Here is an 18825-nt window from a genome sequence, read left to right on the forward strand (position 1 = left end):
GCTCATTGCTCCTGACCGGGTCCCGGAACCTGCCCGAGCCCGAATGATCGGTGGATCTGCCAGCCCACGCCCTCGTCATGGACGTAGAGGTGGAACTCTGCCACGTCGAAGTGGCACTCGAACCCCGCCAGCTCGTCGAAGGCGCGGTCAAGTGCGTCGTCAGCGAGGTGGTGGGCCACTGTGACATGCGGGTGGTAGGGGAACTCGAGGTCACTCTCGAGCGGCCCCTGGCGCACCTCACCGGCGAGCTGCTCGCACTCGGAGATTCCCTGCACGACACCGACGAAGACGACCGGGGAGACCGGCCGGAAGGTACCCGTGCCACGCAGGTGAATCCCGAAGGGCACTCCGGCTGCGGCAACACCCTCCAGATGCGTCTCCACCGTGGCGAGGTCGTCGCTCTCGGTCGGCGGGACGAGCGTGATGTGCGCCGGGATCCGGGCGGCCGACTCGTCACCGATCGAGGCCCGATAGTCCTGCAGCCGGGTTGCCCACGGCTCCGGGATCGCGATCGCTACGCCAATGGTGGGCACGCCGAAGACCCTAACGCCTAGCGGGTGGCCCGCGGAACGAACCCCACCCTTTCGTAGACGTCTGCCAGCGTCCTGGCAGCCACCGCGGCGGCCTTCTCCGCACCCGCTGCGAGGACACCGTCAAGGGTGGTGCGGTCGTCGAGCAATTCGATGGTCCGGTCACGGAACGGGGTCACGAAGTCGACCACCACCTCGGCCAGGTCCTTCTTGAAGTCCCCGTATCCCTTCCCCGCATAGCGCTCCTCGAGCGTGGCGATCGGGGTCCCGGTGATCGCGGTGTAGATGGTGAGCAGGTTGGAGACGCCCGGCTTCTCCTCGACGTCGAAGCGCACCTCGGCCCCGGAGTCGGTGACCGCGGAGCGGATCTTCTTCGCACTCACCGCCGGCTCATCGAGCAGGTCGATGATGCCCCCGGGCGACGAGGCTGACTTGGACATCTTCGCGGTCGGGTCCTGCAGGTCGTAGATCTTCGCGGTCTCCTTGAGGATGTACGGCTCGGGCAACCGGAAGGTCTTCTTGAACCGGGAGTTGAACCGCTGGGCGAGGTCCCGGGTCAGTTCCAGGTGCTGGCGCTGGTCCTCGCCGACGGGGACGTAGACGGGGCGGTAGAGCAGGATGTCCGCGGCCTGCAGGATCGGGTAGGTGAACAGCCCGACGCTGGCCGCCCCCTCGCCGCCCTTGGCAGACTTGTCCTTGAACTGGGTCATCCGGCGCGCCTCGCCGAATCCGGTCAGGCACTGCAACACCCAGGAGAGCTGGGCGTGCTCGGGCACCTGGCTCTGGACGAAGATCGCTGCCCGCTCCGGGTCGATGCCCATCGCGATCAACTGCGCGGCCGCCCGGTAGGTCCGCTCGCGCAACACCTTCGGGTCCTGCTCGACGGTGATCGCGTGCTGGTCGGCGATGAAGAAGAACGGCTCGTACTCCTCCTGCAGCGCCACCCACTGGCGCGTGGCCCCCAGGTAGTTTCCGAAGTGGAACGAGTCGGCAGTCGGCTGGATGCCGGAGAGCACGCGGGGACGGGCAGCGGGTTGTGACATGACATCGATTCTCGCAAACCGCAGGCCCGTCCAGTTCACCGGCTCTGGCGCTGGACCTCGCCCTCCCGGACGCGCAGGTGGAGCCAGAACGAGACCAGCAGCACGGCCAGTCCTGCCGTCGACAGGCCCACCCCGACCACCGCCGGTGCCCGATAGCCCCACCCAGCAGCGATGACCAGCCCGCCGAGCCAGGCACCGAGTGCATTGGCCGCGTTGAGCGAGGCGTGGTTCATCGCCGCGCCGAGGGTCTGCGCGTCACCGGCAACCTCCATCAGCCGCAACTGCAGGTTCACCACGAGCACGGACCCGAGCGTGGAGATCGCGAAGACGACCGGGATCGCCCACCACCCGTGCGGGACCACGAACGCGAAGAGGCCAAGCACCAGCCCCATCCCCAGCGCGGAGCCGAACAGGGATCCGAAGACCGACCAGTCCGCCAGTTCGCCGGCCAGCCAGGTGCCGAACGTCATCCCCAACCCGAAGGCGAGAAGGAAGAACGGGATCGCTGCCTCGCGCAATCCGCCGACGTCGGTCAGGGTCGGCGCGATGTAGGAGTAGACCGCGAACATCCCCCCGAAGCCGACCGCGCCGGCCAGCAGGGTCAGCCATACCTGGGGCCGGGCGAAGGCCGACAGTTCGCGGCGCCCCGTCGCCCCTGCATCAGCCTCGAACCGGGGCACGTGGGTGAGCACCAGGGCGACGGTGAGCAACCCGAGTGCGGCCACGGCGACGTACGCCGATCGCCAGCCGAGGTGCTGGCCCAGCCAGGTGGCGGCGGGGACCCCGATCACGTTGGCCACCGAGAGGCCCAGCATGACCAGGGCGACGGCACGTCCCTTGCGACCGGGCGCCGCCATCTGCGCCGCGACCAGGGAGGCAACCCCGAAGTACGCGCCGTGCGGCAACCCGGAGAGGAAGCGGGCCAGCACCAGTACGCCATAGCCGGGCGCCAGGGCGGTCAGCGCATTCCCGAGGGCGAACGCCACCATCAGGGCGACCAGGAGCCCGCGGCGCGGCAACCGCGCCCCGAGGAAGGCGAGGACCGGCGCGCCCACGACCACGCCCACGGCGTACGCCGAGATCACGTGGCCGCTGGTCGGAATGGAGACGGAGACCCCGTCGGCGATCTGCGGCAGCAGGCCCATCGTGACGAACTCGGTGGTGCCGATGGCGAACCCGCCCATGGCCAGCGCCAGGACGGCAAGGCCGAAGTGCGCGGCGCGGGGCGCTGCGTCAGGCGTGGTGGCGGGAGCGGAAGTCGTCATTGTGGTCGCAGTCTCCAACCATCGCCCCCGCGGTACCTATTCCGTGGCGTCGCCCACAACGAAACGACCCGTGCCCTCCCGGTCAGGCCGGGAGGGCACGGGTGTGGTCAGCCCAGGCGTCAGACGCTGAGGCCGTCGATGAGGCCGTTGAGGGTGGCCGACGGACGCATCACGTCGTCCGCCTTGGCCTGGTCGACCTTGTAGTAGCCGCCGATGTCGGCAGGGTCGCCCTGGACCCCGATCAGCTCCGAATTGATCTGCTCCTCGTTGCTGCGCAGCGCACCAGCCAGCTCGGCGAAGGCGGCAGCCAGCTCCGCGTCGTCGGTCTGCCTGGCCAGCTCCTCGGCCCAGAAGAGCGCGAGGTAGAAGTGCGATCCGCGGTTGTCGATCGAGCCGACCTTGCGTGCCGGGGACTTGTTCTCCAGCAGGAAGGTGCCCGTGGCACGGTCCAGCGTGTCGGCCAGGATCTGGGCCCGGGCGTTGTCGTTGGACTGTGCGAAGTGCTCGAAGCTGACCGCCAGGGCGAGGAACTCACCGAGGCTGTCCCAGCGCAGGTAGTTCTCCTTGACGAGCTGCTGCACGTGCTTGGGGGCGGAACCACCGGCACCGGTCTCGAAGAGGCCACCGCCGTTGATCAGCGGGACCACCGAGAGCATCTTGGCGCTGGTGCCGAGCTCGAGGATCGGGAACAGGTCGGTGTTGTAGTCACGGAGCACGTTGCCGGTCACCGAGATGGTGTCCTCGCCCTTGCGGATCCGCTCGACGGAGAGCTTGGTCGCCTCGATCGGGGAGAGGATCCGGATGTCCAGGCCGTCGGTGTCGTGCTCGGGGAGGTACTTCTCCACCAGCGAGATCAGGTTCCGGTCGTGCGCGCGAGACTCGTCGAGCCAGAAGACCGCCGGGGTCTGCGAGGCCCGGGCCCGGGTGACGGCAAGCTTGACCCAGTCGCGGATCGGGATGTCCTTGGTCTGGCAGGCGCGCCAGATATCGCCGGCCTCGACGTCGTGCTCGATGAGCACGTCGCCGGCCCGGTTCACCACCTGGACCTTGCCCGCGGACTCGACCTCGAAGGTCTTGTCGTGGGATCCGTATTCCTCGGCCTTCTGCGCCATCAGGCCGACGTTGGGGACCGTGCCCATCGTGGTCGGGTCATAGGCACCGTTCGCGCGGCAGTCGTCGATGACGGCCTGGTAGACGCCGGCATAGCTGCTGTCCGGGAGGACGGCCAGGGTGTCCGCCTCGTTGCCGTCGGGGCCCCACATGTGGCCCGAGGTGCGGATCATCGCCGGCATCGAGGCATCGACGATGACGTCGCTGGGCACGTGCAGGTTGGTGATCCCCTTGTCGGAGTCGACCATGGCCAGGCGGGGACCCTCGGCGATGCCCTTCTCGAAGGCAGCCTTGATCTCCGCGCCGTTCTCCAGGGCGTCCAGGCCGGCCAGGATGGCGCCGAGTCCATCGTTGGCGCTGAGCCCGGCCGCGGCGAGCTGGTCGCCGTACTCGGCGAAGACGTCGGCGAAGAAGACCTTCACCACGTGGCCGAAGATGATCGGGTCGGAGACCTTCATCATCGTGGCCTTGAGGTGCACCGAGAAGAGCACGTCGTCGGCCTTGGCGCGGGCGACCTGCGCGGCGAGGAACTCCCGCAGCTGGGCGACATGCATGACGGTGCCGTCGACCACCTCGCCGGCCAGGACCGGGATCGAGTCGCGGAGTGCGGTGACGGTGCCGTCAGCGGCGACGTGCTGGATGGTGAGGTCGTCGTCGGCCTCGAGGATCACCGACTGCTCGTTGGCCCGGAAGTCGCCGCCGTCCATGGTCGCGACGTTGGTGCTGGAGTCACTGGACCAGGCACCCATCGAGTGCGGGTTCTTGCGGGCGTAGGCCTTGACCGAGGCAGGGGCGCGCCGGTCCGAGTTGCCCTCGCGCAGCACCGGGTTGACCGCGGACCCCTTCACCTTGTCGTAGCGGGCGCGGACGTCCTTGTCCTCCTCCGTGGCAACCTCGTCGGGGTAGTTCGGCAGGTCGTAGCCACGGCCCTGGAGCTCCTTGATCGCGGCCTTGAGCTGCGGGATCGAGGCGCTGATGTTGGGCAGCTTGATGATGTTCGCCTCGGGGGTCCGGGCCAGGTCGCCGAGCTCGGCCAGGGAGTCGGGGACCTGCTGGTCGGCCGGGAGCCGGTCGCTGAACTGGGCCAGGATCCGGGCCGCGAGGGAGATGTCGCGGGTCTCGACGTCGACGCCAGCGGTGGAGGCGTACGCCGAGATGATCGGGAGGAAGGAGTGAGTCGCCAGCATCGGCGCCTCGTCGGTATAGGTGTAGAGGATCTTGGCCATGTTTGCGGCGACTCCTGATCGGTCTGTGCCCGTCGGACAGTGCGGTCGGACGGCGCGGTCGGACGCTGTCATCTTTCTTGACATCAAGATACCTGACTCGACGTCAGGTCCCACCCTCGCACCAGACCCCCCTGCGGTCTAGAGTGCTCGGTGTCCCCTGGACCTCAGGGGTTCCTTCCAACTTGTTCTTCAAGGGGTTCTCGGATGACCGACACAGAAACTGCACCGCCGACCTTGGCGCAGAAGATCGGGGCGGAGGCCCTGGGCACATTCGTGCTGGTCTTCTTCGGCGTCGGCGCCGCGATGGGCAGCGGCAACATCGTCGCGATCGCGCTCGCCTTCGGCATCTCGGTGATGGTGATGTCCTACGCCGTCGGCCACATCTCCGGCGGACACTTCAACCCGGCCGTCTCGGTCGGCGCCGCGATCGCGGGCCGCCTCTCCTGGATCCAGGCCGGCATCTACGCCGCCGTCCAGGTCGTCTCGGCGATCGTCGCCGCGGCCGTCCTCTTCCTGGTCTTCAAGGGCTTCGACGGCTGGGAAGCCAAGGGCGCCATGGGCCAGAACTTCTTCGGTGACGAGAACACCAACCACGAGTTCGCCCTCTGGGCCGCGCTGATCGTCGAGATCGTGGCCACCGCGATCTTCCTGTACGTGATCCTCGCCGCCACCGACAAGCGGAACCCGAGCGCCGCTGCGGCGCCCGCCGCGATCGGCCTGGCGCTGACCGGCATCCACCTGGTCCTGATCCCGCTGACCGGTACGTCGGTCAACCCGGCACGTTCCATCGGTCCGGCGCTCTTCGCGGGCAGCGACGCAATCATCCAGGTGTGGCTCTTCATCGTGGCTCCGCTGATCGGTGCCGCCATCGCGGGCATCACCTATGCACTGATCTTCGGCTCCGACGGCGAACCGGTCCCCGGTTCCGGGCTCAACTTCGGCGGCGGCAACGCCCCGGCATCGGCCTTCGCCGGCGGTTGGGACCCGAACGCGCAGCAGCAGTGGGGTGGCCAGCCCCAGCAGCAGTGGGGCGGGCAGCCGCAGCAGGGCTGGGACCCGAACGCCCAGCAGCAGTGGGGCCAGCCCGATCCCAACGCGCAGCAGCAGTGGGGCGCCCAGCCAGACCCCAACGCGCAGCAGCAGTGGGGCCAGCCCGACCCGAACGCGCAGCAGCAGTGGGGCGCCCAGCCGGACCCGAACGCGCAGCAGCAGTGGGGCCAGCCCGACCCGAACGCCCAGCAGCAGTGGGGCGCCCAGCCGGACCCCAACGCCCAGCAGCAGTGGGGCGGCCCGGAGGGCCAGGGCGACTCGTCGCGGACGCAGATCCGTCCCAGCGAGTGACGCAGCACATCGCTGACACCTCCCGCACGGGAGATCGGGGCCGGGCACACCGTGGGCTTCCACGGGGTGCCCGGCCCCTTGTCATTCCCGCCCGGTCATGGCGTCGCGGCGAAGTCGACCAGTTCGATGCGGACCCGGTCGGCACCGCTCCCCCGCTCGACCAGCACCAGTCCGGTGTCCGGGGCGAAGTACCACTTCTCCTCCACGCCGGGCCGCGCGGCGGTCCTGGCCTGCACCACCACGAGGTGATCGGCCTCGCCTGTTGCGACGGTCGTCGCCATGTCGGTCGCGATCACCTCGAGGCGGACCGGGAACTCGCCGTCGACGCGAGCGGTCGCGAATCCGTCGCCGCGCCGGGGCCGCGCTGGCATCACCAGGCCCGCTTCGGCGCCGTCCGCCCCGGCAACCCAGGTCGAGGCACCGGTCTCGCCCACCAGCCAGACGTTGCCAGCACGGTCGGTCGCGAACCATGCCGTGTCCTCGGCCACGACGTCCTCGCCCGACCGGACCACCCGGTGGACCTTGACCGCATCGACACCTGCCGTCGGAGTGGACTCGGCAGTGGTCCGGACCTCGACGGCGGTGGCATTCCCCGGTCCGTCGACGCGATAGTGGGCCGTGCCGGGCGTGAGCGGGAACCATGGGTTCACGACGTCGCCCTCGAAGTCGCCGGGTGCGATGCCCGGTGTCGGCACCACGAGTCCGTCGACACCCCCGGTGTCGATGGTCACCGGCGCCGATCCGCAGCCGCTGAGCGCCAGGGCCGCCGCCGCGAGCACCACCCGGACGCCACCGGCGCGGGGGCGGGCCGAGCGGAGTCGTGGTCGGGGCGGGGAGGTCACCGGCATGGGGCCAGCATCCCATCTGCGCAACCCGGGCTGACCGCGGACCGGATCCGCTGCTAGCGTCAGGAGCGATCACCCGATTCTTCGAAGGAGACCCCTTGTGAGCACCCCGCTCAAGGTGGCCGTGACCGGCGCAGCCGGCCAGATCGGCTACAGCCTGCTCTTCCGTCTCGCCAGCGGCGCCCTGGGCGACCGCCCGATCGAGTTGCGCCTGCTCGAGATCACGCCGGCGCTGAAGGCGCTCGAGGGCGTCGTCATGGAGCTCGACGACTGCGCCTTCCCCGGCCTCGCCGGCATCGAGATCGGCGATGACCCCGAGAAGATCTTCGACGGCGTCAACCTGGCCCTGCTGGTCGGTGCCCGCCCCCGTGGCCCCGGCATGGAGCGCAGTGACCTGCTCGAGGCCAACGGCGCGATCTTCACCGGCCAGGGCAAGGCCCTGAACAAGGTCGCCGCTGACGACGTACGCATCGGTGTCACCGGCAACCCGGCCAACACCAACGCCCTGATCGCGATGACCAACGCCCCGGACATCCCCAAGGAGCGCTTCTCCGCGCTGACCCGCCTGGACCACAACCGGGCCATCTCCCAGGTCGCTGCCAAGACCGGCGCCAAGGTGACCGACATCAAGAAGATGACGATCTGGGGCAACCACTCCGCCACCCAGTACCCGGACGTCTTCCACGCCGAGATCGCCGGGAAGAACGCGGCCGAGGTCATCAACGACCAGGCCTGGGTCGAGAACGACTTCATCCCGACCGTCGCCAAGCGCGGTGCCGCCATCATCGATGCCCGCGGGGCCTCCTCGGCAGCCTCGGCCGCCTCGGCGACCTGCGACGCCGCCCGCGACTGGCTTAACGGCACCCCCGAGGGCGACTGGGTCTCGATGGCCGTCGTCTCCGACGGTTCCTACGGCACCCCCGAGGGCCTGATCACCTCGTTCCCCGTCACCACCAAGGACGGCGACTGGGAGATCGTCCAGGGCCTGGAGATCGACGACTTCTCCCGCGCCAAGATCGACGCCACCAACGCCGAACTGGCCGAGGAGCGCGCGGCTGTCACCGAGCTCGGCCTGATCTGAGCCACGCTGGCCAAGCCTCCGGCGCCCGCTCCTCCTCCGGGAGGGGCGGGCGTCGTCGTTCGCGGCTCAGCGCGGCTGGTCTGGGATGGTGGCCGCGAGGAAGATCATCACCACGGCAAGGATCGCCAGGACTGCCGCGTCCAGATAGCGATTGCGCACCTTGAGCATCCCGGCCGAGGCGTCGGTGATCATCAACCGCGCCGCGGCACCGAGCAGCATCGACAGGGCCAGCACGACCACGCCGAAGCGCCACGGCCCCAGCGCCGCCACCACGACGCCGGCCAGGGCACCGGTGAGCACACCGAGATAGACCATCCCCCCGAGGGTGCGGGGCCGGGTGACCTCGGTGGGCCTGGCCATCAGCCTGCGCGGCTCTCGGCGATCGCGACCACGTTGGCCAGCAGCATCGCCCGGGTCATCGGGCCGACACCGCCGGGGTTGGGCGAGACCCAGCCGGCCACGTCCCACACGTCTTCGGCCACGTCCCCGGCGATCTTGCCGTCGACGCGGGAGACCCCCACGTCGAGCACGGCGGCACCGGGCTTGACCATGTCGCCGGTGATGATGCCGGGCACACCTGCCGCGGCGACCACGATGTCGGCGCTGGCCACGTGGGCGGCCAGGTCGACGGTCCCGGTGTGGCACAGGGTCACGGTCGCGTTCTCCGAGCGGCGGGTGAGCAGCAGCCCCAGCGGCCGGCCCACGGTCACGCCGCGCCCGACCACCACGACCTCGGCCCCCTGGATCGGCACGTCGTGGCGCCGGAGCAACTCCACGATGCCGTACGGCGTACAGGGCAGGGGTGCCTCGTTGCCCAGGACCAGCCAGCCCAGGTTCGTCGGGTGCAGCCCGTCAGCGTCCTTGGCCGGATCGATCAGGCCGAGCACCCGGTTCTCGTCGCGGCCACGCGGCAGCGGCAACTGGACGATGTATCCGGTGCACGCCGGATCCTCGTTGAGGGTGCGGACCGCGTCCTCGATCTCGGCCTGGGAGGCCGTCTCGGGGAGGTCGATCCTGATCGACTCGATGCCGACCTCGGCGCAGTCCTTGTGCTTGCCGTTGACATACCAGCGGCTGCCGGGGTCGTCACCGACCAGGATGGTGCCGAGGCCCGGCGTGATCCCCTGCTCCTTGAGGGCCGCGACCCGGACGCGGAGTTCGTCCTTGATCGCGGCGGCGGTGGCGGATCCGTCGAGCTTCTGTGCAGTCACGCCCGTCATCCTAGAGACTCGCCCGCTCAGTGGGCGAAGTGCCGGGTGCCGGTGAAGTAGAGGCTGACCCCGGCTGCCTCGGCGGCGGCGATGACCTCTTCGTCGCGGATCGATCCGCCGGGAGCGACCACGGCCTTCACGCCACCGTCGATGAGCACCTGGAGTCCGTCGGCGAACGGGAAGAACGCATCCGAGGCCGCCACCGCACCCTTCGCCCGCTCCCCGGCCCGGGAGACGGCCAGGTTGCAGGAGTCGACCCGGTTCACCTGGCCCATGCCGACACCCACCGAAGCGCGGTCGGCGGCGAGCAGGATCGCGTTCGACTTCACTGCCCGCACCGAGCGCCAGGCGAACTGCAGGTCGGCCAGGGTCGCCTCGTCCGCGGCCTGTCCGGCCACCAGGCGCCAGCGCGAGGCGTCGTCGCCGATCGGGTTGCCGTCCTTGTCCTCGCCCGCGGCGTCGATGGCGTCCTTCTCCTGCATCAGCAGTCCACCGGAGATGGGACGGAACTCGACACCGCCTGGCTGGGGCGGGTTGGCCACGAGCAGGCGGAGGTTCTTCTTCGCGGTGAGGATGTCCAGCGCGGCGCCGTCGAAGCCGGGGGCGACGACGACCTCGGTGAAGATGTCCTTGACAGTCTCGGCCATCTCGGCGGTCACCGGGCGGTTGGTGGCGATGATCCCGCCGTACGCCGAGACCGGGTCGCACTCGTGCGCCTTGCGGTGCGCCTCGGCGATCGTCTCGCCCACGGCGATGCCGCACGGGTTGGCGTGCTTGATGATCGCCACGGTCGGCACGTCGCCGTGGTCGTAGGCGGCCCGGTAGGCCGCATCCGCGTCGACGTAGTTGTTGTAGGACATCTCCTTGCCGTGCAGCTGCACGCCCTGGGCGACCCCGCCCTCGGGCTGGCGGCCGCTGACGTAGAGGGCGGCCTTCTGGTGCGGGTTCTCGCCATAGCGCAACACGTCGGACTGGGTGAAGGTGGCGGCCATCCAGCCGGGGAAGCCGGTGCCGTCGGTGGTGTCGGTCAGCACCGAGCCCATCCAGCTGGCCACCGCCACGTCGTACGCCGCGGTGTGCACGAAGGCGGCCGCGGCCAGGCGCTTGCGCTGCTCCAGGGTGAAGCCGCCTGCGGCAACCGCTTCCAGGACCGCGCCATAGGCGTCCGGCGAGGTCACGATCGCCACCGACGGGTGGTTCTTGGCGGCGGCGCGGACCATCGACGGGCCACCGATGTCGATCTGCTCGACGCACTCGTCGGGGGTGGCGCCGGAGGCGACGGTCTGGGTGAACGGGTAGAGGTTGGAGATGACCAGGTCGAACGGCTCCACCTCGAGCTCGGCGAGCTGGTCGACGTGGGAGTCCAGGCGGCGGTCGGCCAGGATGCCGGCGTGCACCTTGGGGTGCAGCGTCTTGACCCGGCCGTCGAGGCACTCGGGGAAGCCGGTCAGGTCCTCGACCTTGACCACGGGGATGCCGAGGTCGGCGATCAGCGCCGCGGACCCACCGGTGGAGACCAGGGTGACGCCGGCGGCGTGCAGCCCGCGGACCAGGTCCTCGAGTCCGGACTTGTCGTAGACGGACACCAGTGCCCGCTTGATCTCGATCTTGTCGCTGGTGGCGGGGCTCATGATCCGAACCGGACCTTCCTGTTGGTGATGGTGATTCCTTCGCGGGCGATGCGGCCCACGGCGTCGACGAGCATTCCGCGCTCGGCGACCTTGATCCGTTCGTGCAGGGCCTCGACATCGTCGTCGTCCTCGACCGGGACCGCGACCTGGGCCACGATCGGGCCGGTGTCGACGCCGCCGTCGACCACGAAGAGGGTGGCGCCGGTGACCTTGACGCCGTGGGCGAGGGCGTCCGCGGGTCCGGTCGTCCCGGGGAACGAGGGGCACAGCGCCGGGTGGGTGTTGACCACCCGCGGCGCCAGGGCGGCCAGGAAGCCCTCACCGACCAGCTTCATGAAGCCGGCCAGCACGACCAGGTCGGGCTCGTGGGAGGCGACCACCTCGGCCAGGGACCGGTCCCACTCCTCGCGCGTGGCGAACTCGGGCAGCCGGCGGGTGAAGGTCTCGATCCCGGCGCGTTCGGCGCGGGCCAGGCCCTCGATCGCCTCACGGTCGGCGCCGACCGCGACCACCTCGGCGCCGTACGCCGGGTCGGCGCAGGCATCGATCAGGGCCTGCAGGTTGGTGCCGGCCCCGGAGACCAGCACCACGATGCGCGCAGGTCGGTTCGCGGTGGCCACGGCGGTGAGTTTATCGGCCCCACCTGCCCGCCGCGGCACCGCCTCTGGCCCGGGGCTCAGCCGGCCAGGTGCCCCCATCGCGGCGCGAGTTCTGCCCAGGTGCCGGTGGCTGCGACGGCACCGTCGAGGAGCACCACGACCTGGTCGGCCTGGGCCAACGCCGACCGCTTCGAGGTGGCGCCGATGACGCTCGCCCCGCGCTCGCGCAGGGCCCGCCACAACTCCACCTCGGTGGTGGCGTCCAGGGCGCTGGAGACGTCGTCGGCGAGCAGCAGTTCGGCATCGGTGGCCAGTGCCCGGGCCAGCGCCAGGCGCTGCACCTGCCCGCCGGAGAGCCGTACGCCGCGGTGCCCGACCAACGCGTCGGGGCCACCGGCCTCGGCGACGTCGGAGTCCAGGCGGGCTGCGGCGACGGGGCCGTCGAACGCGCGGTCGTGGCCGAGCAGCACGTTCTCGGCGAAGGTCCCCGAGAGCACCCGCGGCACCTGTGCCACGTGGGCCACCTGGCCGGGGCGCAGGAACGCCTCGGGGTCGGTGACCGGCTCGCCGTTCCACAGGATCGTGCCGCGGTGCTCGATCAGGCCGGCCAGTGCGCCGAGCAGGCTGGACTTGCCGGAGCCGACCTGGCCGACCAGGAGCACCAGTTCTCCCGGCTCGACGACCAGGTCGACGTCGCGGGCGCCGATGGTGCCGTCGTCGTGGATCGCGCTCACCCCGCGCAACTCGAGCCGGCGCAAACCGACCCTGGTGGGCACCTGGGGCGACGGGGCCGTCCCGGTGACCAGGTCGACCCCGGGCGGCAGGTCCATCAGGTCCGCGCCTCCCGCGAACCGGCTGGTCTCGGCCTGCCAGGCCCGGGTGCCGGGCGCCTCGGTGACCACCATGCCGGCCACGCGACCGAACCAGTCGAACCCGCTGACCGCGTTGGCGACCAGCAGGGCCACGCCCAGCCCCCACCCGTCGGCGAAGTAGACCGCCCAGGCGGCCACCACGCCGCACTGGACCATCACCATCGGCACCCCGTCGAGGAATGCCTGCACCCGGTGTTCGCGCACCGCGGCCGCGACCCGGCCCGAGTCGACCTCGCCCAGGTGACGGCGTACGTCGTGGGTGGCGGCGGCGAGCTTGACCGTCCGCACCGACTCCAGCGCGGAGACCAGGGCGCGGCCGAACCCGGCGCGGGCGGTGGAGGCGGCTGCCGCGGAGCGCCCGGCGATCGGCCGCCCCAGCGCGGAGGCACCTGCCGAGGCGACCAGCACCACGACCAGGATCAGCCCGGCCAGCCAGGTGCCGGCCAGCAACGCGGTGAGCGCGGCGATCAGGATGCCGTTGACGAAGTCGACCCACCGGTCGGCGTAGCGGGCGTAGCGGTCGGCGTCCATCGACCTGGCCACCACCTCCCCCGGCGGCGTACGGGGCAGCCGGTGCTGGCGCACCTGCCCGGCCAGCACGCTCATCCGGGTGCGCAGCATGATCTCGATCCACCAGCGCGGATAGCGCCAGAAGGCGTCGGCGAGCAGCAGCGGCGCGGCCAGGAGCACCGCCACCAGTGCTGCAGTCAGCCAGGTCGGGGTGCCACCGGTGCCGATGTCCTCCACGACCCGTCCCCACAGCAGGCCGGTGACCGCACCCTGGGCGCTGACCAGCGAGGCCAGCAGGAACCCGAAGGCGCCGAGCAGGCCCCACGCCGGGCGGACCAGGAGCACCCGCCACGTGCCGCGGGCCAGGGACGGGCCGGTGCCGACCTCGGGGCGCGGCGGCGGGGGCCCGGTACGCCGCCGCCCGCCGATGGACCGCTCGGTCCCGGTCGATGCCTCGTCCGGTCCGCCCGAGGTGCCGCTGGCCCGCAGCAACGCACGGAACGGCCCCTCGCCGGTGGCGAGTTCGGCCCGCGGGCCGTGCTCGACGACCCGGCCGTGGTCGAGCACTGCCACCAGCGGCGCGCGCTCGATCGTGGTCAGCCGGTGCGCGATCAGGACGCCGGTGCGGCCGGCCAGCAACCGGTCGGCGGCAGCCACCACCCGCATCTCGGTGAGTGGGTCCATCCGGGCGGTCGCCTCGTCGAGGACCACGACGCGTACGTCGCGCACCAGCAGGCGGGCGAAGGCGACGAGTTGCTGCTCGCCGGCCGAGAGGGTGGTGCCGCCGGGGCCGAGCAGGGTGTCCAGCCCGTCGCCGAGGCCAGCCACCCAGTCGGTGAGCCCCAGTTCGGCGACGGCTGCCTCGACTGCCTCCCGGGGCGTGTCGCCGAAGAGCGTGATGTTCTCCAGCACCGTCCCGGCCAGGATCTCGGTGCGCTGGGTGACCACGCCGACGGCCGAGCGCAACTGGTCGAGGTCGAGGTCGAGGACGTCGACCCCGGCCAGGAAGACGGTGTCGGCAGGGGGATCGACGGCGCGGGAGAGCAACGAGGCCAGGGTGGACTTGCCTGACCCCGTGCGGCCGACCAGGGCGAGTGTCGCCCCGGCCGGGACGTGGAGATCGACCCCGCGCAGGGCGAAGCTGCCCTCGGCGTAGCTGAAGTCCAGGCCGCGAATGTCGAGGTCCACCGGCCCGTCGACGGCAAGCGACGCTCCCCCGGTCGGTTCCGGGACGACGGCCAGCATCTGGCGCAGGCGCATCACCGCGCCGAGGCCTGCCTGCAGGTCGGGAAGGTGGTTGGCGACCATCGAGATCTGGCCGACGAAGGTGGAGGTGACCAGGAAGAGGGTGACCAACCTGGCCACGCCGAGGTTCCCGTCCACGGTGAGCGCGACGCCACTGACCGCGATCGCGGCCAGCAACCCGTAGAGGAGGACGCCGGCGCGGCGCGCCAGTCGGCTCTCGATGCGGACCACGTCGGCGAACCGGTCGTGCACGCGCCCCGAGAGGCCGGCTACCCGGGCGATCACGTGCGCCTGGCCGAGGCTGGTCCGCATGTCGTCGCGTCCGGCGATGCCTTCCTCGAGCGCGGCGGCGTGGTCGGTCCAGGCCATCTCCTCGATCACCTTGCGCCGCGAGATCTCGCCGAGCAGCGGCCGCACCACGATGCCTGTGGCGAGCGCCAGGATCGGGAAAAGGGCCCAGGCCGGCCACCAGGTCAGGCCCGCCACCACCCACATCGGGAGCACGCCGAACAGCACCCGGGAGAACATCCACAGTTGCCAGCGGACCAGGTTGCCCACCTCGTGGGTGTCGTCGTCGACCCGGTCGAGGATCTCGCCGACGGCCTGCTCGCACAGGGTGGCCAGCGGTTGGGCCATGGCAGCGTCCAGCAGGTCCTCGCGCAGCCGACCCTCGGCCCGGTCGGAGTGGCCGACCCAGACGATCTTGCCGGCGCTGTCGATGATGGCAGCACCGATCACGCAGCCGGCGAGGAGCAGCAGCAGGCCGCTGGTCGGGTCCTCGGCCAGTTGTCCGGCCACCACCGTGCCGAGCGTGGTGCCCAGGGCCGCGATCGCCGAGCAGACCAGTGCAAGAAACGCGATCGGGCTGCGTAGCCGGTGCCAGTCGACCCGCCGTGACGGGTCGTCGTTCCGCGGCGCCGGCAGGGGTGCGGCTTGGGTCGTTGCGGCGGGATCGTGGGTCAAGGTCATGGCCTGTCGAGGCTACGCCTGTCCGCCTGGGACGTGCCTCCCATTTTCTGCCTGCGCGGGGTGCTGCGCGTCAGGTGGACGGTGCTGTGTCCGGGTCGCCGGGCCCGGAGTCCTCCACCGGGAGCATCCGGCGGTTGCGCCAGGTGGCGTAGAGCCCACCGAGCATCGCGCCGAGCCCGAGCGCGATCATCGCGCGCAGGGCCACCGTGCCGGCCAGTGGCCCGACCTCGGCCATCCGTCCCGGGCCGACTGCCCCGCCGGCCAGGGCGGCGAGTCCGCCGATGACCAGGCCGGCGAGCACGCCGGCGACGAGTCCCTGCAACGCGCCCTCGTCCCAGCGCACCACGGGGTTGCGCGCCTGCGAGCGCGCCACGGCGTACCCGGCGACCAGGACGGGCAGGAGCATCAGGGCCGGTGCCCAGGCCGGGGTAGGGCCGTTGTCCGGCAGCGCGGCCAGCATCGGGAACATCGGCAGCGGGCCGATGGCGACCAGGGACGGCGAGACCAGGGTGCCGGTGCCGACGGTGAATCCCGGGCCGGCCAGGTAGGAGCCCGCGAAGAGGACCGCGTTGGGCAGCAGGAGCACCATCACCAGCACCACGATGATGGCGTCGCCGGTGCCCAGGTGCAGTTGGGACATCAGGCTCATCGCCGTGCCGAAGTCCAGCACCAGGGCGACCGCGAAGGTGGCCAGGGAGAGCAGCAGGAAGGTCCTCAGCACGTGGACGGCGGCCACGGCGCCCTCGCGCACGGTCCGCGGCACCGTCGGCAACCAGATCGCCGCCCGGCCCGAACCGACGGCGATGGCCACGGCACCGAGGCCCCCGGAGAGCGCGACGCACCAGAGCAGCACCGCGCCGGCGCGCGGCAGTGCCACGTCGACCCCGACCAGGACCGAGGTGACCACACCGATGAGCACGTACGCCGCAGCGAACGGACCCAGCGCCAGCGGCACCGTCCAGTCGCGTTCCCCGTCGGCCAGGTCCAGGGCGTCCGGGCCGTGCCCGGCGACCTGCTCCCCGAGGCGCAGGCCGAACCGCCAGGCGCTGAAGGCACAGAGCAGGCTCAGGCCGAGCGGCATCGCGGTGATGGCAACGCCACGGACCTCGACGCCGGACCCATGTGCCATCAACCACACCGCCCCGCCGGTGCGCAGCGCATCACGGGGGGCGCCGTGGGCACCGCCATCGGCCAGGAACCAGCCCACCGTGGCGACGACCAGGCAGGCGACCAGGGTGGCCCCGGCGGCGCAGGCACCAGCGGCCAGCGCGAGCAGGGGCACCGGGCGCCCCTGGGCCGCAGCAGTGCCGGTGCCGGATGCATCGAGAGTCGCAGTCATGTCCCCGCCATCTTCACCCGCAGTGCGGTCCTCCGCGGGCCGCACACGCCGCAGGCCGCGGTTTCGCCGTTGCCCGCGAAGCCGTACGGTTGACCCGCCATGCACAGCCAAGCCGACTTCGACGCCTTCTATGCGTCGACCCGCGAACGACTGCTCCTGCAGGCGTTCGCGCTGACCGGCGACCTGCCGGCGTCGCGCAGCGCCGTGAAGGACGCCTATGTGGCGGCGTGGCACCACTGGCGCAAGGTCTCCCGGATCGACGACATGGGCTCCTGGATCAGGCCGCATGCCTGGAACCTGGCCCAGCGGCGCCACACCGGTCGGCCGTGGCACCGCGACCGGACCCTGAGCGAGGAGTCGAAGGCGACCCTCGACGCACTCTCCGGGCTCCCCCGCACCCAGCGGCGCGCGCTGGTGCTGACCCACCTCAGCGAGGCCTCCCCGCAGACGTTCGCCCGGGAACTCGGACTGACCGACGAGGCGGCCGAGCGGGAACTCGACCTGGCCACCACTTCCTTCCGCGCCTCGACCGGGGTCGACGAGGCCGAGATCGGCGGCCGGTTGGCTGCGCTGGCCGAGCGCGTGGCCGGCACCCGCTTCCCGAGGGCATCGGTGATCCGGCGCGGGGGCAAGGCCCGCCGCCGGATGCACACCACCTTCGGGGTCGCGGCCTGCGTGGGCGCCCTGCTGACCAGTGGTGCCGTGGTGCACCACGGCAGTGGAACTGCGCCGCTGCTGAACGGCTCCGCCCGACAGGGCGCGGCCCCCGGCGCCGACGACCAGGCACCGGAAGCACACATCGACGTCGCCTCGCTGCTGACCAGCCCCCAGGTCTCCGAGGGGTTCTCCGGGCGGAGCGTCGGCGCCGCCCAGACCTCGGACAACACCTCCGGCGAGGGCATCAACACCGCATGCCAGCGGACCCGGTTCGCCGACAAGGATGGACTCGCCTCCCTGGTGCGCACCTTCCCGGTCAGCGGCGAACCGGAGAGCAGTGCCCTGCAGACCGTGGAGCTCTCCGCGGACGAGGCAGCCGCGAAGGCGGCGTACCAGACCACCTTGTCGTGGTATGCCCAGTGCCAGGACGAGCGCGCCCAGTTGATCCAGGCGCACCGGCTGGACGACGTCGGCGACGAGGGCATGATGATCATGCTGCACACGTGGGATCCCCCCGTGCGCACCTGGCTGGTCAGCGTGGTGCGCACCGGTTCCCTGGTCACCACCGTGGTCCGCAGCGACACCACCCGGGACCGGCCCGAGGTCGCCCCCTGGATGGCGTTGACCGTCGAGGCCACCAAGGCCCTGTGCGCCACCGATGCCGGCGGCGCCTGTCCCGGACCCGGAGCGCAGGCGACCCGGATCCCGCCGCTGCCGGCGCCCGACTCGCCGGGCCTGCTCCAGGTCATCGACCTGCCCCCGGTCAGCGGCGTGGCCCAGCCCTGGGTGGCCACGGATGCGATCGAGGCGACCACCAACCTCGCTGCCACCCGGTGCGACAACGCCTCGTTCACCGGCGACGCGGTCAAGGAAGCGGTGACCCGGAGCTTCGTCATCCCCCAGGCCGACCTGTCCAGCTCGTTCGGGCTCACCGAGACGATGGGCGAGTTCACCTCCGAGGCCCAGGCCAGGCGCTTCCTCGAGACCATCGAGCAGCGGATGGCCGAGTGCGAGGACGAGGACCCCGCCGCCACGGTGGAGGAGATCGACTCGACCACGACCAATTCCCGTGAACAACGCGTGTGGCGGGTCGTCATCGAGGTCTCCGAGGACCAGGACCTCGCCGTGGAGATGGCCCTGGTCCAGCGCGGGCCGTACGTCGTCCAGCTCGGCTTCGTCCGCGACGGCGACCACCGGATCTCGGATGCGGCACTGGTCGAGCTGACCGTCCGTGCCGCGGCCCGGCTCTCGAACCTCGACTCCTGACCGGCTCGGCGCCGGGCGCGGTCATGCCGGAAATGCACCTGCCCCCGTACGCCGTCGGCGTACGGGGGCAGGTGGGTGGAGCAGG

Annotated in this window: 14 protein-coding genes; 3 read left to right on the top strand and 11 right to left on the bottom strand. The window is 71.2% G+C overall.

Annotation, left to right across the window (positions count from 1 at the left end; genetic code table 11):
• Positions 1-2: 2 nt before the first annotated feature.
• From Q9R27_RS08470 to Q9R27_RS08485, 4 genes are all read right to left on the bottom strand, one after another.
• Positions 3-533, bottom strand: a complete 531-nt coding sequence (locus Q9R27_RS08470) for a 2'-5' RNA ligase family protein (protein WP_311251925.1) — start codon at positions 531-533, stop codon at positions 3-5.
• A gap of 17 nt (positions 534-550) precedes the next feature.
• Positions 551-1573, bottom strand: a complete 1023-nt coding sequence (gene trpS / locus Q9R27_RS08475) for a tryptophan--tRNA ligase (RefSeq protein WP_311251926.1) — start codon at positions 1571-1573, stop codon at positions 551-553.
• 35 nt (positions 1574-1608) lie between these two features.
• Positions 1609-2838: an MFS transporter gene (locus Q9R27_RS08480; protein WP_311251927.1), complete on the bottom strand. Its 1230-nt coding sequence runs from the start codon at positions 2836-2838 to the stop codon at positions 1609-1611.
• 119 nt (positions 2839-2957) lie between these two features.
• Positions 2958-5174, bottom strand: coding sequence for an NADP-dependent isocitrate dehydrogenase (locus tag Q9R27_RS08485; RefSeq protein ID WP_311251928.1), 2217 nt, complete (start codon positions 5172-5174; stop codon positions 2958-2960).
• A gap of 204 nt (positions 5175-5378) precedes the next feature.
• Here Q9R27_RS08485 and Q9R27_RS08490 point away from each other — a divergent pair, with 204 nt between their 5' ends.
• Entirely contained in the window at positions 5379-6515 is a 1137-nt protein-coding gene (locus Q9R27_RS08490) for an aquaporin (RefSeq protein WP_311251929.1), read from the top strand.
• Between the two features lie 95 nt (positions 6516-6610).
• On the opposite strand, the gene Q9R27_RS08495 is transcribed toward Q9R27_RS08490, so the two are convergent.
• Positions 6611-7363: a hypothetical protein gene (locus tag Q9R27_RS08495; RefSeq protein ID WP_311251930.1), complete on the bottom strand. Its 753-nt coding sequence runs from the start codon at positions 7361-7363 to the stop codon at positions 6611-6613.
• Between the two features lie 76 nt (positions 7364-7439).
• On the opposite strand from Q9R27_RS08495, the gene Q9R27_RS08500 reads away from it, so the two are divergent.
• Positions 7440-8441, top strand: coding sequence for a malate dehydrogenase (locus Q9R27_RS08500; RefSeq protein ID WP_311252018.1), 1002 nt, complete (start codon positions 7440-7442; stop codon positions 8439-8441).
• Positions 8442-8507: 66 nt separating this feature from the next.
• Here the strand turns inward: Q9R27_RS08500 and Q9R27_RS08505 are convergent, their stop codons facing one another.
• From Q9R27_RS08505 to Q9R27_RS08530, 6 genes are all read right to left on the bottom strand, one after another.
• A complete protein-coding gene (locus tag Q9R27_RS08505; protein WP_311251931.1) occupies positions 8508-8801 on the bottom strand; it encodes a DUF3017 domain-containing protein in 294 nt (97 codons plus the stop codon).
• Positions 8801-9652, bottom strand: a complete 852-nt coding sequence (locus Q9R27_RS08510; protein ID WP_311251932.1) for a bifunctional methylenetetrahydrofolate dehydrogenase/methenyltetrahydrofolate cyclohydrolase — start codon at positions 9650-9652, stop codon at positions 8801-8803. Before Q9R27_RS08510 ends, Q9R27_RS08505 begins: the two co-directional genes overlap by 1 nt.
• Positions 9653-9678: 26 nt before the next feature.
• Positions 9679-11283 (bottom strand): bifunctional phosphoribosylaminoimidazolecarboxamide formyltransferase/IMP cyclohydrolase, encoded by a 1605-nt coding sequence (gene purH, locus Q9R27_RS08515; protein WP_311251933.1) that lies wholly within the window; start codon positions 11281-11283, stop codon positions 9679-9681.
• Positions 11280-11903 (bottom strand): phosphoribosylglycinamide formyltransferase, encoded by a 624-nt coding sequence (purN, locus tag Q9R27_RS08520; RefSeq protein ID WP_311251934.1) that lies wholly within the window; start codon positions 11901-11903, stop codon positions 11280-11282. Before purN ends, purH begins: the two co-directional genes overlap by 4 nt.
• Positions 11904-11959: 56 nt before the next feature.
• Positions 11960-15478 (bottom strand): ABC transporter ATP-binding protein, encoded by a 3519-nt coding sequence (locus Q9R27_RS08525; protein WP_311251935.1) that lies wholly within the window; start codon positions 15476-15478, stop codon positions 11960-11962.
• A 70-nt stretch (positions 15479-15548) separates the two neighbouring features.
• Positions 15549-16817: a DUF6350 family protein gene (locus tag Q9R27_RS08530; RefSeq protein ID WP_311251936.1), complete on the bottom strand. Its 1269-nt coding sequence runs from the start codon at positions 16815-16817 to the stop codon at positions 15549-15551.
• Between the two features lie 99 nt (positions 16818-16916).
• Between Q9R27_RS08530 and Q9R27_RS08535 the strand changes: the two genes are divergently transcribed.
• Positions 16917-18740: a hypothetical protein gene (locus tag Q9R27_RS08535; RefSeq protein ID WP_311251937.1), complete on the top strand. Its 1824-nt coding sequence runs from the start codon at positions 16917-16919 to the stop codon at positions 18738-18740.
• Positions 18741-18825: the final 85 nt, after the last annotated feature.

The organism is Nocardioides sp. AE5 (assembly GCF_031844485.1).
Lineage (GTDB): Bacteria > Actinomycetota > Actinomycetes > Propionibacteriales > Nocardioidaceae > Nocardioides.

Coding starts and splice junctions, on each gene's coding strand:
- trpS (WP_311251926.1), bottom strand. CDS start 1,573: ATGTCACAACCCGCTGCCCGTCCCCGCGTGCTCTCCGGCATCCAGCCG.
- Q9R27_RS08480 (WP_311251927.1), bottom strand. CDS start 2,838: ATGACGACTTCCGCTCCCGCCACCACGCCTGACGCAGCGCCCCGCGCC.
- Q9R27_RS08485 (WP_311251928.1), bottom strand. CDS start 5,174: ATGGCCAAGATCCTCTACACCTATACCGACGAGGCGCCGATGCTGGCG.
- Q9R27_RS08490 (WP_311251929.1), top strand. CDS start 5,379: ATGACCGACACAGAAACTGCACCGCCGACCTTGGCGCAGAAGATCGGG.
- Q9R27_RS08495 (WP_311251930.1), bottom strand. CDS start 7,363: ATGCCGGTGACCTCCCCGCCCCGACCACGACTCCGCTCGGCCCGCCCC.
- Q9R27_RS08505 (WP_311251931.1), bottom strand. CDS start 8,801: ATGGCCAGGCCCACCGAGGTCACCCGGCCCCGCACCCTCGGGGGGATG.
- purH (WP_311251933.1), bottom strand. CDS start 11,283: ATGAGCCCCGCCACCAGCGACAAGATCGAGATCAAGCGGGCACTGGTG.
- Q9R27_RS08525 (WP_311251935.1), bottom strand. CDS start 15,478: ATGACCTTGACCCACGATCCCGCCGCAACGACCCAAGCCGCACCCCTG.
- Q9R27_RS08530 (WP_311251936.1), bottom strand. CDS start 16,817: ATGACTGCGACTCTCGATGCATCCGGCACCGGCACTGCTGCGGCCCAG.
- Q9R27_RS08535 (WP_311251937.1), top strand. CDS start 16,917: ATGCACAGCCAAGCCGACTTCGACGCCTTCTATGCGTCGACCCGCGAA.